The following is a 14,506-nucleotide window of genomic DNA, read 5'->3' as shown; positions in this document are numbered from 1 at the left end:
GGGAGCTTCTCCTGGCGATTTCGCCATCGCTCATGATCTAGGCCCGCGCCTTGCCATTTGGAAATTAAATGATAGACTGACATCCAGTGGATTTATGAATGGAGGCTGCGATGCTCGACCTGGAGCTCCTGCGCAGTTTCGTCTCGGTGGTCGATGCCGGCGGCTTCACCCGCGCCGGAGAGCGCGTCCACCGCACGCAATCGACGGTGAGCCAGCAGATCAAGCGCCTGGAGGAGGATGTCGGCCAGCCGCTCCTGATCCGCAGCGGCAAGGACGTCACCCCGACGGAGGCCGGCGAGCGGCTGCTGACCTATGCGCGGCGGCTGCTGTCGCTCGCGGAAGAAGCCCGCGACGTGCTCTCGCGCCCCGGCAGCGAAGGCGCGATCCGGATCGGCATCACCGAGGATTTTGCCGCCTATCGGTTGACGAGATTGCTCGCGACCTTCGCGCGCAGCCACCCGAATTTGCGGCTCGACGTGCGCTCGGGCCAAAGCCTGTTCCTGTACCGCGATCTGGAGCGCGGCGACCTCGATCTCGCGCTGATCAAGCGCGCCGCCAGCGAGAAGGGCGGCATCGCGGTGTGGCCGGAACGGGTGCACTGGGTCACCAGCAAGAGCCATCCACGCGACACGGCGACCGGCTCGGTGCCGCTGATTGGCTTCGGCTCGGGCTGCCTCTATCGCGCCCATGCCATCCATGCGCTGGAGCGCGCGGGCCGTAACTGGCACATGGCCTACACCTCCTCCAGCCTCGCCGGCATCCAGGCCGCAGTCGCCGCAGGCCTGGGCTTAAGCATCCTGTCGGAGATGTCGATCCAGGCCGAGCATCGCGTGCTGACGGCAATAGACGGCTTTGCCCCGATCGAGCGGACCGAAGTCGCCCTTGTCGCCACTCCCGAAGCCAGCCCCGCGACATTGCGGCTGGCGGATCGGCTGGCGGAGTATTGCGAGAGTGTGCAGGCGAAGGCGGCGTAGCGGCGATGCTACAGTCTCCATCCCGTCATCCTGAGGTGCGAGCGCTTGCGAGCCTCGAAGGATGAACGGCCCGGACGGTGGCCGTGCATCCTTCGAGGCTCGCTCTGCTCGCACCTCAGGATGACGGTGATAGAAATGCTTGGATGTCTCAATAACACCGCGACGCCACGAACGCGTGGACGCGGTTGTCGCCGAGCACGTGGGCCATGAAACCCGGCGATCCGAAAATCCGTGCGAATGCCGCGTCGCGGATGCTCAAGCCCCCGGTATAGGCGCCGAACGCCGGCATCACCGCGCGCTCGCCGTCACTCGCAAAGCAACGGCGCTCGATCGAGCGGCCGCGCGTCGGCACCCGCGCCTTGGGGTGAAGGTGCCCGGCGATCTCGCCGGCAGCGCCGGTCGGCTCATGGCGGAATACGATCGGGCCGATCGCGACCTCGGTCGCGACCACGCCGCCGAGACTGGTCGGCAGCGCCGGATCGTGATTGCCCGCAATCCAGATCCAGTTGCGCCGCATTTGCAGCGCCGCCAGCGCCTCGCGATCCGGCTCCGACAGTCGCGCATGCGCATCGCGGTCGTGAAAGCTGTCGCCGAGCGCGATCACCTGCCTGGGATCGTGCCGCGCGATCACAGTGGCAAGCCGGCTCAACGTCGCCACCGTGTCGTAGGGCGGCAGCAACACGCCGCGGGCAGCAAAGCTCGAGCCTTTTTCCAGATGCAGGTCGGACACCACGAGCAGGCGCTGCTCTTCCCAGAACAGCGCGCCGGAGCAATCCGCCACGAAGCCGACATCCGCCACCGTGACCGTCGAAACGCGCATGTCGTCACCGTCTCGCAAAGCTAGCGCGCTTGCCGCCACGTGCTGTTCCCCAAAATACCAGCGTTACGTCGTCGCCTCCCGCACGAGTTCCTCGGCCGCCTCGGCCAGGAGCTCGTCGGATGCTTCGCCATAAACTGACTCGCGGCCGATTTCCAGCAGCGCGGGCACGGCAAGCGGAGAAACGTGGTCGAGGTCCTTGTGGGTGATTCGGCCGTGGATGCGCGAAAGCATGTCGCTGAGGCGGCGGAGATCGAGCAATCCCGTGGCGGCATCGCCGCGCGCGGCGCGCAGCAGCACGTGATCGGCCTGGTGCTTGCGCAGCACGTCGTAGATCAAATCGGTCGAGAACAGCACCTGGCGGCGCGACTTTTCCTCGTCGGTGAAGCGGCGCGCGATCAAGCCGGAAATGATAGCGCAGTTGCGGAAGGTGCGCTTCATCAGCGCGGATTCCGCAAGCCACGCTTCGAGATCGTCGCCGAGCATGTCGGGGTCGAACAGCGCGCTGAGGTCGAGTCTGCCGTGCCGGATCATGAAGGAGAGATCGCCGACGCCCCACACCGCCAGAGCATATTCATTGGCGACGAAGCCGAGCGGGCGGGCGCGGGCGCGTTCCAGCCGGCGCGTCAGCAGCATGCCGAGCGTCTGATGCGCGAGCCTGCCCTCGAAGGGATAGCAAACCAGGTAATGGCTGCCGCCGCGCGGAAAGGTTTCCACCAGCAGCTCGCGCGCTGCCGGGACGCGTGAGAATTTTCGCTGCAACGACAGCCAGTCGTGCACCTGGTCCGGCAAACCGTTCCAGGCCTGGCTGTTGTCGAGTAGTTTGCGGACGCGTTCGGCGAGATAGGTCGACAGCGGGAACTTGCCGCCCATATAGGACGGCACCTTGGCATCCTTGTCGTTAGCGCGGGAGACATAGACCTGGTCTTCAACCAAGGCCTCGTAGCGTACCACCTCACCGCCAAAGACAAAAGTGTCGCCGGGCACGAGGCCCTCGATGAAGACCTCCTCGATCTCGCCGAGCATCCGGCCGCCGCGGGCGATCGCGCCGGTCGAACCGCTACTTTTTCCTTGGCCGCCGGCACGCGAGCGCACCAGCCGCACCTTCAGCATGGTCTCCTCGACGATGGTCCCGACGTTGAGGCGGTAGCTCTGCCGTACCTTGGGATTGGTGACGCGCCAGCGGCCCTGCTTGTCCTGCTTGATCCGCGCGAAGCGTTCGTAGGTCTTCAGCGCGTAGCCGCCGGTCGCGACGAAGTCGACCACATCGTCGAAATCGGTTCGCGCCAGCGACGCATAGGGCGCCGCGGTCCTGACTTCATCGTAGAGTTCGTCGGACAGGAACGGCTTGCCGCAGGCGCAGCCGAGCACGTGCTGAGCCAACACGTCGAGCGCGCCCGAACGCAAGGGCGGCGTGTCCTGCGCATTTTCGGCAATGGCGTCGATCGCGACGCGGCATTCCAGCACCTCGAAGCGGTTGGCCGGCACCAGCACGGCGCGCGAGGCTTCGTCGAAGCGGTGGTTGGCACGGCCGATCCGCTGCATCAGCCGCGACGAGCCCTTCGGCGCACCGATATTGATGACGAGATCGACATCGCCCCAGTCGACGCCGAGATCGAGCGAGGAGGTGCAGACCACGCCGCGCAAGCGGCCCGCGGCCATCGCATCCTCGACCTTGCGGCGCTGCGCGACATCGAGCGAGCCGTGATGCAGCGCGATCGCGAGCCCGTCGTCGTTCATGCGCCACAGATCCTGGAACAGCATCTCGGCCTGGCTGCGGGTGTTGACGAACACCAGCGTGGTCTTGTTGCGCTTGATCAGCTCATAGACCTCGGGCAGCGCGTGGCGCGCACTGTGGCCCGACCACGGCAGCCGCTCCCGCGTGTCGAGCATCTCGACCACCGGCGGCGCGGCGCCACCGGCGATTACGACGTCGGCGGACACGCTCTCGCCGCCCGGCTGCGGCACCAGGAAACGCGCGAGCTGTTCCGGCTCGGCCACCGTCGCCGAGAGACCGATCGCGCGCGCCTGCGGCGCGATGGTCCAGAGCCGCGCAAGCCCGAGCGACAGCAGATCGCCGCGCTTGGAAGTGACCAGCGCATGCAGCTCGTCGAGCACGATGCGCTTCAGCGAGGAGAACAGAAAAGGCGCATCGTCGGAGGCGAGCAGCAGCGCCAGCTGCTCCGGCGTGGTGAGCAGAATATCCGGCGGATAACGCCGCTGCCGCTGCCGCCGCGACACCGGCGTGTCGCCGGTACGGGTCTCGATCTTGATTGGCAGCCCCATCTCGGCAACCGGCGTCTCCAGGTTGCGCGCGATGTCGACCGCGAGCGCTTTCAGCGGCGAGATGTAGAGCGTATGCAGCCCGCCGCTGCGGCGAACGCCGCGGCCGGTGGAGATGAGGTTGGGGCGGATTATCGCCGGTTCAATTTTGCCGCTTGCGAGGTCGTCAGGCTCCCTCTCCCTGAAAGGGGGAGGGTTGGGGTGGGGGTCAGCCGCGCTGTCGCGCGCCTGTTCGCGCCGACCTCCCCCTTTCAGGGGGAGGTGAGAATTCTTGCCCTGCCCTTCCCCACTCAATTCCACCAGCGTCGGCAGGAACCCCGCCAGCGTCTTGCCCGCACCGGTGGGCGCAATCAGCAGCGCTGAGCGTTCCTCGCGCGCCTTCGCCAGCAGCGCGAGCTGATGCTCGCGCGGCGACCAGCCGCGCGAAGCGAACCAGTCGCGAAACCGGCGCGGCAAGAGATCGGCCGTTTCCGACGGCGTGACGGAAAAGAGATCGAGCGTCGACACGCCCAAGAGGTAGGTGGTTCAGCGGGTTTCGTCGAGGGCAGGACGGAAATGGCGGCAGGTGGCAGGGGCGATCATCTCGCTCTGTGGGCTGCGAAGCACCCGGAAGTCACCTCGCCCCGCCTGCGGGGAGAGGCATAGGCCGCCTCCGGCGGCCGTCCTGAGAAGGACGCCGAAGCGAAGCTTCGGTTATGTCGCATCGTCAGATGCGATCCGGGTGAGGGGGTACAGGTGTCTCAGCTCACACTGCCTGGTGGAGAGAGCCCCTCACCCCAACCCTCTCCCCGTAAGAACGGGGAGAGGGAGAAGAGAGAGCTTCTCCCCCCTACTCCGTCATCGGCTCGCCCAAGAGATCCCAGTCCTTGCCGTTGAAGATCGAGACATAGAGCGTCTTCATCGGGGTGTAGTCGTCGGGCGTATAGCTGTAATTGATGCCGTCGAGGAAATAGGGCGAGTGGAAGCCGGCCAGCGTGGTAGCGTGCTTCAGCACGTTGGCGCGGGTCAGATCGTCGCCGCAGCGGCGCAGGATTTCACCCATCGTCGCCGCCTGGCCGTAGCCGGCGAAGGCGATGGTGTTGTCGGGATCGATGTTCGGCAGGTACTTCTTGCGCAGCTCCTCGAACGCGACCACATCCGCATCCTTCTCGTAGCGGGGCACGCCGACTTCCTTGTTGTAGCGGATCGCGACGATGTCCTTGGCGTTCTCGAGGCCCGCGGCGCTCAGGATCGAGCGGCCGGTCGAGCCTGCCGACAACAGCTGCAACGGCTTCCAGCCGAGCTCGGCCACCTTGCGGATCGACTGCGACGTCGCCTTGCCGGTGGTGATGTTGTAGAACACGTCGGCGCCCGATTTCGAGAGATTGATGAGCTGGGAATCGACCGTCGGATCGGTGAGATCGTAGGTCTGCTCCATGATCACCTGTGCCTTGCCGCCGGCATCGGCCAGCACCTTCTTGAACGGGCCGAGGAAGTCGCGGCCGAAATCGTCATTCTGGTAGAGGATGCCGATCCTGGCGTTCGGCTTCACGCTGACGACGTGTTTCGCCAGGATGCGGGCTTCGGTCGGATAGAGCGGCAGGCCCGCCATGGTCCATTTGAAATTCTTCGGGTCGTTCCATTTCGAGGCGCCGGTGTTCAACAGCAATTGGGGAACGCCCTTGGAGTTGAGATATTTGTGCACGGCGGTCTGCGGCGCGGTGCCGAGCGAGCCATAGAGCGCCAGCACCTCTTCCTGCTCGACCAGGCGGCGCGTCGCCTCGACGCATTTCGGCGCGCTGTAGGCGTCGTCCATGGTGAGGAATTTCACCTTGCGGCCGTTGATGCCGCCCTTGTCGTTCAGCATCTGGAAATAGGCTTCGCCGACCCGGCCCAGCACACCATAGAGCGAGCCGGGGCCGGAATGCGGCACGGTCTGGCCGAGCTTGATCTCGGTGTCACTCGAACCCGGATCGTACTTCTTGTCGGCGGCGCGGACGAACGGCGCAGGCAGCACGGAGGCTGCGATCACGGACAATGCGGTGGCGCCGAACTCGCGCCGCGTATGTTTTTTCATTGGTTCTCTCCCTGAGGCGAAAAGCTCTCGCATTCCGCCCTGCGCCGGGCAAGCGCGAAGTCACCGCTTTGCGGCGCAATGCCGCGTCACGGCAAATGTGTAGCGTGTAGACTCAAGTTGGGATCGCGAGATGTATAGGATCGCGCTCTTATCCTCCCCTGGAGGGGGAGGATCGACGCGAATGCAATGAGCGGCGAGGTGGGGTGAAGGTCTCTCCACCTCAGCGCTGCTCGTGTTGAGGGATTCACCCCACCCCGGCTCTCATTTCGCTCCGCTCAATGCGAACCGACCCTCCCCCTCCAGGGGAGGGTAAGCGCCTCACGGCTTGACGGCGACGGCGACAAGCCCGGGCGCCGGGATGTTGTCCTCATTGCGCGCCGAGAGATCGTCGAGCAGCGCCAGCGTCAGCCCCGCGGCGGCGACGGAGGCGCGCACATAAGCTGCGCTGTGGGCGTAGCGCAGCCCTTCGCCGAGGATGACGCCCTCGCCGTCATGGGTCTCGGTGGTGAAGGCGAGCACGCCGCCCGCCACCAGCACGCGCGCGGCTTCGGCAAGCACGGGCGCGAGATCGGCGACATAGACCATCGCATCGGCAGCGAGGATCAATTCAGCGCTGGCATCCGGCTTGCCCGAAATGCCCTTCAGCATGTCGTCGACCTCGAGCTCGGCATAGAGTCCCGTGGCGCGCGACTTGTCGATCATGCGCGGCGACAGGTCGATGCCGATGAAGCGATCGACGTGCTGCGCGAATGCAGCGGCCGCGAGGCCGGTGCCGCAGCCGAGATCGATCGCGCGCTTGAAGAACGCCGGCTTCTTCGCAGAGGCGCGCACCGACAGCACCGCCTTGAACAGCAACGCCGGGCCGCGATAGCCGAGATCGCCGACCAGCGCGGCCTCGAAGCGCGGCGCATATTGATCGAACAGCGTCTGCACATAGCCCGGCGGCATCGCGCTGATGGCCTCGACGCCGAGCTGCATCAGATGCAGGCCGGCGCCATGGCGGTCTTCGGGATCGGCATCGCGCGCGGCGCGGAAGGCTGCGATCGCGGCCTCGCGCTGGCCGAGCTCGAGGCGGATCTTGCCCAGCGTGTACCAGGCCGACGGGAATTTCGGCACCAGCTCGATGGCCTGTTCGAGCAGCTCGGCGGCAGCCGGCAGATCGCCCTTCAATTGCAGGTCGCGCGCGAACTCGTAGCGGCGGTCGGCAACGAGGTCGCCGGAGGACAGAAACAGGCGGGGGGCCATTTTTTCTTACGGAACCGATCTTGTCTTAGGGATCCTGGCCAAGTCTGGCCGTCCATTAGAACACGGACTTTTTCCGGAGATGGAAGCGCGGGTCAAGCCCGCGGATGACGGCTAAACATCGCGGATCGATCGCCTATATAGGGACAATGCGCCCGCAAGACATCCTGATGCCCGTCCCGGCCGGGCTTTGCTGCAAGCCCGGTGGCTTCCACATCGATCCTGTCAGGCCGGTCGAGCGAGCCCTGATCACGCACGGCCATTCCGACCATGCGCGGGCGGGGCATGGCGCAGTGCTCGCGACCCAGGAAACGCTCGACATGATGCGGCTGCGCTACGGCGAGAACTTCGCCGGGTCGACGCAGGCGGTCGCTTATGGCGAGGAGATCAAGCTCGGCGACGTCACGGTGACGTTTCATCCCGCCGGCCACGTGTTGGGCTCCGCCCAGATATCCGTCACCTGCACGGATACCCGCATCGTCGCCTCCGGCGACTACAAGGACGCACGCGACCCGACCTGCGCGCCGTTCGAGCTCGTCCCTTGCGACGTCTTCATCACCGAGGCGACCTTCGGTCTGCCGGTGTTTCGCCACGGCGATGCCGCCGACGAGGTGAAGAAACTGCTGGCCTCCGTAAAACTGTTTCCGGAGCGGGCGCACCTGGTCGGCGCCTATTCGCTCGGCAAGGCGCAGCGCGTCATCGCGCTGCTGCGCGAGGCCGGCTACGATGCGCCGATCTATCTGCACGGCGCGATGGAGAAGATCACCAATTATTATCAGGAGCGCGGCATTCCGCTCGGCGAACTCCGGCCGGCGCGCGGCATGAAGAAGGCCGAGCTCGCCGGCACCATCACTCTGGCGCCGCCGAGCGCGACATCGGATGTCTGGACGCGGCGCTTCCCCGATCCGGTCACGGCTTTTGCGTCGGGCTGGATGCGCGTGCGCGCCCGGGCCCGGCAGGGTGGCATCGAGCTGCCGCTGGTGATCTCGGATCATGCCGACTGGGACGGGCTGACGGCGACGATTGCGGCTACCGGCGCCGGCGAGATCTGGGTCACCCACGGCCAGGAAGACGCGCTGGTGCATTGGTGCAAAAGCAAGGGCCTTGCCGCGCGGCCGCTCGATCTGGTCGGCTATGGCGACGAGGACGAAGGCGAGACGGCGGCGGTCACCGGCGAGGCGGAGCCCACCGGCGAGGCACAGCCCGCCGACGAGGCCGAAACATGAACCGCTTTGCCGAACTGCTCGACCGGCTCGCCTACGAGCCGGGCCGCAACAACAAGATCAAGCTGCTGGTTGCCTATTTCCGCGAGACCGAGGATCCCGACCGCGGCTACGCGCTGGCGGCACTGACCGGCGCGCTGTCGTTCAAGCACGCCAAGCCGGGCTTGATCCGCGACCTGATCACCGAACGCACCGACCCGGTGCTGTTCGGTTATTCCTATGATTACGTCGGCGATCTCTCCGAAACCGTCGCGCTGATGTGGCCGAAGGCGGAGCTGCCAGGCCACAACAACCCGCCTCCTCCCACCCTCACCGAGGTCGTCACCACGCTGCGCACGCTCGGCAAGGCCGAACTGCCGGCACAGCTGGCGCGCTGGCTGGACGAGCTCGACGAGACCGGACGCTGGGCGCTGCTGAAGCTCGTCACCGGCGCAATGCGGATCGGAATCTCGGCACGGCTGGCGAAGACGGCGGCGGCGGCGCTCGACGACAAGGACCCGCACGAAATCGAGCTGATGTGGCCCGGCCTGTCGCCGCCCTATCTCGAATTGTTCGCCTGGCTCGAAGGGCGCGGCGACAAGCCGGTCAATAGCGACCCGACGCCGTTCCGCCCGGTGATGCTGGCGCATGCGATCGAGGATGGCGATTTCGCCAATCTCGACGCTGCCGATTTCAGCGCGGAATGGAAGTGGGACGGCATCCGCGTGCAGGCTGTGGCCGGCCACGACGCGCGCGGCCACGTCCAGGCGCGGCTCTATTCACGCACCGGCGAGGACATCACCGGCAGCTTCCCCGACCTCGTGCCGTCGCTGCATCTGCAAGATACTCTAGATCTGAAGCATGATGACTCCCGAAAGCCGCTTCACACTTTTCGGCATCATGCTTCGATCGCGATCGACGGCGAATTGCTGGTGCTGCGCGACGGCCGCGTGCAGACCTTCAACGTGTTGCAGCAGCGGCTGAACCGCAAGGTGGTTTCGCCGAAACTGATCAAGGAATTTCCGATCCATCTGCGCGCCTACGACCTGCTCGGCGACGGCGAAAACGATCTGCGCGAGCTGCCGTTCACCGAACGCCGCGCGCATCTCGAAGCCTTCGTCGCCAAGCTGAACGATCCGCGCATCGATCTGTCGCCGACGGTCCCGTTCGCGAGCTGGGAAGAACTGGCCGCGGCGCGCGCCGATCCGAAGAGCGCCGGCGCCGGCGACGATGCCGACGCAGTCGAAGGCGTGATGCTGAAGCGGCGCGACGCGCCCTACCTGCCCGGGCGACCGAAGGGCCCATGGTGGAAGTGGAAGCGCGACCCGCACATCATCGACGCCGTGCTGATGTATGCCCAGCGCGGCCACGGCAAGCGCTCGTCCTATTATTCCGATTACACGTTCGGGGTCTGGACTCGTGGCGAGGCCGGCGACGAGCTGGTGCCGGTCGGCAAAGCCTATTTCGGCTTCACCGACGAGGAACTGCTGCAGATCGATCGCTTCGTCCGCCGCAACACCACCGAGAAGTTCGGCCCGGTGCGGCATGTCGTGCACGAGCCGGATCAGGGGCTGGTGCTGGAAGTCGCCTTCGAGGGCTTGCAGCGCTCGCCGCGTCACAAATCCGGCGTCGCGATGCGCTTTCCCCGGATCAGCCGCCTGCGCTGGGACAAGCCGCCGCGCGAGGCCGACCGGCTGGAGACACTTGAACGGATGTTAATCTCCATGACAGGAAGTTAAACCCGCAAGCCACATCGCAGCCATTGATCGCGGCTCACGGGTTTCCCATGTGCTGCGCCGTGACCTATAATGCGGGCGATTCCGCGAGGAGAGAGTGATGCCAGACAACATCCGGGACTTGCCGGCCGGCCAGAGCGACGGCCTGTACCGCTTTCTCGGCGGATCGCCGCTCTCGGTGGCGTTCCGGCTGATCCTGCTCTCGATCCTAGTCGGCGTCGTGCTCGCCGCGATCGGACTCGACCCGTGGAACATTCTGTACAGCGTCCGCCGGCTGTTCCAGAGCCTCTGGGATTTCGGCTTCGACGCAATCAACTGGGCGTGGCGCTACTTCCTGCTCGGCGCCGTGATCGTGGTCCCGATCTGGCTGTTGTCGCGGCTGTTCGGCGCACCGCGCGGCCGCTGATCCCAGGGAAAGCCCGCAGCCGATGCAATTGCAATTTGTCGGCTGCGGCGATGCATTTGGCTCCGGGGGCCGCTTCAACACCTGCTTCCATGTCAGCGGCGAGCGCGTCAATTTCCTGATCGACTGCGGCGCCTCCTCGCTGCCGGCGCTGAAGCGGCTCGTGATCGACCGCGACGCGATCGACCTGATCCTGATCACGCATTTCCACGGCGATCATTTTGCCGGCCTGCCGTTCTTCTTGCTCGATGCGCAATTCTCCCGCCGCACCCGGCCGCTGGCGATTGCCGGACCGCAAGGGATCGAGACGAAACTGCCCGCGGTGATGGAGGTGATGTTCGAGCATTCCTCCAAGACCAGACAGCGCTTCGATCTGTCCGTCGTCACGCTCGCACCGCAGGAGCGGCGCAGCTTTGGCGAGGTGACCGTGACGCCCTATCCTGTGGTGCATGGCGAATCCGGCGGGCCGTTTCTCGCCTATCGCGTCGAGGCCGAAGGCCGCGTCGTCAGCTACAGCGCCGACACCGAGTGGACCGACGCGCTGATCCCGGCCGCGCAAAACGCCGACCTCTTCATCACTGAGGCCTATACCTACGACAAGATGGTCAAGAACCATCTCAGCCTGAAAACGCTGGAGGCTCATTTGCCGGCCATCAACGCCAGGCGGGTGGTGCTGACCCATATGAGCGACGACATGCTCGGCCGCGTCGACGACCTGCCGTACATGGCGGCGAGCGACGGCATGGTCGTGGTGTTCTGACCATGCCATGCCTCGTCGGCCGCCCCTCCGCCACCGCATTGCTCTGAGTACAATTCCGGCATGGTCGCCCGACGGATGTCGCGATAGAAACGCCTATTCCTTGCAACTGTAGCCATGCACGCACCCGTCCACCCAAAGATCACGACCCGCCAGGTATTCGCGATCGCCGGTCCTGCGATGGTCGCCAACCTGACCACGCCGCTGATCGGCATCGTCTCGACCACCGCGATCGGCCGCCTCGACGATGCCGCGCTGCTCGGCGGGGTGGCGATGGCCTCGGTGATCTTCGACTGCCTGTTCTGGCTGTTCGCCTTCCTGCGCATGAGCACGCTGGCCTTCACCGCGCAGGCGCAGGGCGCGGGCGAGCCGCAGGAATATGCCGCGATCCTGGTGCGCGGCTTCATCGTCGCCGGCCTGATCGGCGCTGCGCTGATCGCGCTGCAGCTGCCACTGGCCGCGGTTACATTCCAGCTGATGGGCGGCAGCGAAGGCGTCACGCGCGCGGCCAAAACGTATTTCATGATCCGGATCTGGTCGGCGCCGCTGGCACTCGCCAATTACGTCATCCTGGGCTGGCTGGTCGGGCAGGCGCGCGCCAATCTGGCGCTGGCGCTGCAGATCGTGATCAACCTGATCAACATGGCGGCAACCGTGCTGCTGGTGCAGGTCTACGGCGCCGGCATTGCAGGCGCCGCGATCGCCGCCGTGCTTGCCGAGACGACCGGTTTTGCCGTCGGCATCGTCGTGGCGTGGCGGATCTCGCAAGGCGGCTTTGCCGTTCCTGCGGCCACGCTGTTCGACCGCGCCAAGCTGATGCGCATGCTGGCCGTCAACCGCGACATCATGGTCCGCACCGCGGCGCTGATCGTCGTGTTCCTGTTCTTCACCGCCAAGGGCGCACGCGAGGGCGACGTGACGCTGGCGGCGAATTCGGTGCTGAACAATTTCCTGCTGGTGAGCGCCTTCTTCCTCGACGGCCTCGCCAACGCCGCCCAGCAGCTCTGCGGCCGCGCCTTCGGCGCCCGCGATGCACGTGGCTTTGCCGATTCGACCCGGCTGGTGCTGCTGTGGGGTGTCGGCTTTGCGCTGGTGGTGTCGGTGCTGTTCGCGCTGTTCGGACCGGCGCTGATCAATTTGATGACGACCAGTGAGGACGTGCGCCGCTATGCGCGCGAGTTCCTGGTGTTCGTGATCCTGGCACCTCTTCCCGGCGTGTTCGCCTTCGGCTTCGACGGCATCTATGTCGGCGCGACCTGGGCGCGCGAGATGCGCAATTTGATGCTGGCCTCGCTCGCGATCTTCCTCGCCGCCTGGTGGGCGCTCAGCTCGTTCGGCAACACCGGGCTGTGGATCGCGCTGCTCGGCTTCTACGTCGCGCGCGGCGGGTTGCAGGGCCTGCGTTATCCGGCGCTGCTGAGGAAGTCGTTCAAGACTGCGTAGCTCTGTAGCCCGGATGGAGCGAAGCGAAATCCGGGGACCCTATCCGCGGTAACACTGTCCCGGATTGCGCTTCGCTCCATCCGGGCTACAGCCCTACCGCACCGGCCAATCCTCGGCCGTGATGGTCGCAGCATCGGCCCCGACGATTTCCGACAGCGAGTCGCGGCCGGTGCGCAGCAAGGTCGAGGACAGATCGCGCTTGATGTCGTCGACCAGGCCGATGCCCTTGTATACCAGCGACGAATAAAGCTGGATCAGGCTGGCGCCGGCGCGGATCTTGGTCAGCGCGGCGCCGCCCGAATCGATGCCGCCGACGCCGATCAACGGAAATGCGCCTTCGACGCGGACATAGGTCTCGGCGACCATCCGCGTCGAGAGGCGGAACAGCGGACGGCCCGACAGGCCGCCCTGCTCCCTGGCCCGGTTCTCCTCGCGCAAGGCCGAGGGCCGCGCCAGCGTGGTGTTGGCGACGATCATGCCGTCGACGCGGCGCGAGCGCGCGATGTGCACGACGTCGTCGAGTTCGGCGAGGCTCAGATCCGGCGCGATCTTCAGCAGGACCGGTGAATCGCCGGCGTTCTTGCGCACGCGCTCGCGGGTATCGATCACCCGCGCCAGCAAATCGTCGAGCGCGGCCGATTGCTGCAGATTGCGCAGGCCCGGCGTATTCGGCGACGAGACGTTGACGGTGAAATAGCTCGCGACCGGGGCAAAGGTCTCGATCAGCTTCACATAATCGGCGACGCGGTCGGTCGAATCCTTGTTGGCCCCGACATTGACCCCGATGATGCCGCCGCCGCTGGCACGCGCGGCGAGCCGGCGCAGCACCGCTTCCGCGCCGTCATTGTTGAAGCCCATGCGGTTGATGACGGCTTCGTCGCGCTCGAGGCGAAACAGCCGCGGCCGCGGGTTGCCGGCCTGCGGCTTCGGCGTCACCGAGCCGATCTCGACAAAGCCGAAACCAAGCCGCAGCAGCGCGTCGGGCACCTCGGCGCTCTTGTCGAAACCCGCCGCCATGCCGATCGGGTTCGGAAAGTTCAGCCCGAAGGCGCGCACCGCGAGCTTGGGATCATCCACCCGTTGCCGGATCGGCGGCAGCAGCTTCAGGCCCTGGATCGCCATGCGATGGGCATCTTCAGGATCGAACCAGCGCAGCAGCGGCAGCGAGAAGGCGTCGAAGGCACGGATCACGGCATGAGCTCCGGAACGTCGTGGCCGCCGTCGGAGCGCGCGCGAAGGCTGAGGATTTCGGTGACCGCGCCGAGGTCGAGTTCGCCATAGAGATGCGGGAACAGTTCGTCATTGCGCGAGCGCTCCCAGCGCAAGGCGTCGCCGAGCGCATCGGCATCGACCGCGACCAGGAACAGGCCCGTCTGCCCGTGATAGTGCTTGCGCGCGGTCTCCGCCACCTGGGAGGCGGTGGAAAAATGGATGAAGCCGTCGCGATTGTCGTCTGCACTGCCCCGGTAGACGCCCTGCCGCTCGGCCTCGCGCCAGGCCGAAGCGGGAGTGATTTTGTAGATCATGGGCACGGCCCGGCCTTCCCTTTTGTCCTTGAGTCTCTTGGGGTTTTATCCGGATTTGAGGGGAAAT

Annotated in this window: 12 protein-coding genes; 6 read left to right on the top strand and 6 right to left on the bottom strand. The window is 65.9% G+C overall.

From position 1 onward, the window contains the following. Positions 1 to 110 precede the first annotated feature (110 nt). Positions 111 to 974 carry a LysR family transcriptional regulator gene (locus JQ573_RS37260; protein ID WP_212319863.1) on the top strand — a complete coding sequence of 288 codons (864 nt, stop codon included), beginning with the start codon at positions 111 to 113 and terminating at the stop codon, positions 972 to 974. 148 nt (positions 975 to 1,122) lie between these two features. Here the strand turns inward: JQ573_RS37260 and pdeM are convergent, their stop codons facing one another. The 4 genes from pdeM to JQ573_RS37240 form a co-directional block, all read right to left on the bottom strand. Then, positions 1,123 to 1,794 (bottom strand): ligase-associated DNA damage response endonuclease PdeM, encoded by a 672-nt coding sequence (gene pdeM, locus JQ573_RS37255; protein WP_212319861.1) that lies wholly within the window; start codon positions 1,792 to 1,794, stop codon positions 1,123 to 1,125. A gap of 63 nt (positions 1,795 to 1,857) precedes the next feature. After that, complete coding sequence (locus tag JQ573_RS37250; RefSeq protein ID WP_312011739.1) at positions 1,858 to 4,581, bottom strand: ligase-associated DNA damage response DEXH box helicase; 2,724 nt, start codon at positions 4,579 to 4,581, stop codon at positions 1,858 to 1,860. 322 nt (positions 4,582 to 4,903) lie between these two features. Continuing rightward, on the bottom strand, positions 4,904 to 6,130 hold the full coding sequence (locus tag JQ573_RS37245) for an ABC transporter substrate-binding protein (RefSeq protein WP_212319859.1): 1,227 nt from the start codon (positions 6,128 to 6,130) through the stop codon (positions 4,904 to 4,906). 318 nt (positions 6,131 to 6,448) lie between these two features. Continuing rightward, positions 6,449 to 7,375: a methyltransferase domain-containing protein gene (locus JQ573_RS37240; RefSeq protein WP_212319857.1), complete on the bottom strand. Its 927-nt coding sequence runs from the start codon at positions 7,373 to 7,375 to the stop codon at positions 6,449 to 6,451. A 146-nt stretch (positions 7,376 to 7,521) separates the two neighbouring features. On the opposite strand from JQ573_RS37240, the gene JQ573_RS37235 reads away from it, so the two are divergent. From JQ573_RS37235 to JQ573_RS37215, 5 genes are all read left to right on the top strand, one after another. After that, complete coding sequence (locus JQ573_RS37235) at positions 7,522 to 8,598, top strand: ligase-associated DNA damage response exonuclease (protein WP_212319854.1); 1,077 nt, start codon at positions 7,522 to 7,524, stop codon at positions 8,596 to 8,598. Further along, complete coding sequence (locus JQ573_RS37230) at positions 8,595 to 10,313, top strand: ATP-dependent DNA ligase (RefSeq protein ID WP_212319852.1); 1,719 nt, start codon at positions 8,595 to 8,597, stop codon at positions 10,311 to 10,313. The genes JQ573_RS37235 and JQ573_RS37230 overlap by 4 nt, the downstream gene beginning before the upstream one ends. Positions 10,314 to 10,410: 97 nt before the next feature. Beyond that, positions 10,411 to 10,716, top strand: a complete 306-nt coding sequence (locus JQ573_RS37225) for a DUF6460 domain-containing protein (RefSeq protein ID WP_212319850.1) — start codon at positions 10,411 to 10,413, stop codon at positions 10,714 to 10,716. 22 nt (positions 10,717 to 10,738) lie between these two features. Next, positions 10,739 to 11,473, top strand: coding sequence for an MBL fold metallo-hydrolase (locus tag JQ573_RS37220; protein ID WP_212319848.1), 735 nt, complete (start codon positions 10,739 to 10,741; stop codon positions 11,471 to 11,473). Positions 11,474 to 11,587: 114 nt separating this feature from the next. Further along, on the top strand, positions 11,588 to 12,913 hold the full coding sequence (locus JQ573_RS37215; protein ID WP_212319846.1) for an MATE family efflux transporter: 1,326 nt from the start codon (positions 11,588 to 11,590) through the stop codon (positions 12,911 to 12,913). 93 nt (positions 12,914 to 13,006) lie between these two features. Here the strand turns inward: JQ573_RS37215 and JQ573_RS37210 are convergent, their stop codons facing one another. Beyond that, positions 13,007 to 14,104: a quinone-dependent dihydroorotate dehydrogenase gene (locus tag JQ573_RS37210; RefSeq protein WP_212319844.1), complete on the bottom strand. Its 1,098-nt coding sequence runs from the start codon at positions 14,102 to 14,104 to the stop codon at positions 13,007 to 13,009. Continuing rightward, entirely contained in the window at positions 14,101 to 14,445 is a 345-nt protein-coding gene (locus JQ573_RS37205) for a DUF952 domain-containing protein (protein ID WP_212319842.1), read from the bottom strand. The genes JQ573_RS37210 and JQ573_RS37205 overlap by 4 nt, the downstream gene beginning before the upstream one ends. Positions 14,446 to 14,506 lie beyond the last annotated feature (61 nt).

It is taken from the genome of Bradyrhizobium sp. AUGA SZCCT0105 (assembly GCF_018129565.1).
Taxonomy (GTDB): Bacteria; Pseudomonadota; Alphaproteobacteria; order Rhizobiales; family Xanthobacteraceae; genus Bradyrhizobium.
The sequence above is the reverse complement of the archived record's forward strand: the minus strand, read 5'-3'. Positions and strand labels throughout refer to the sequence as shown.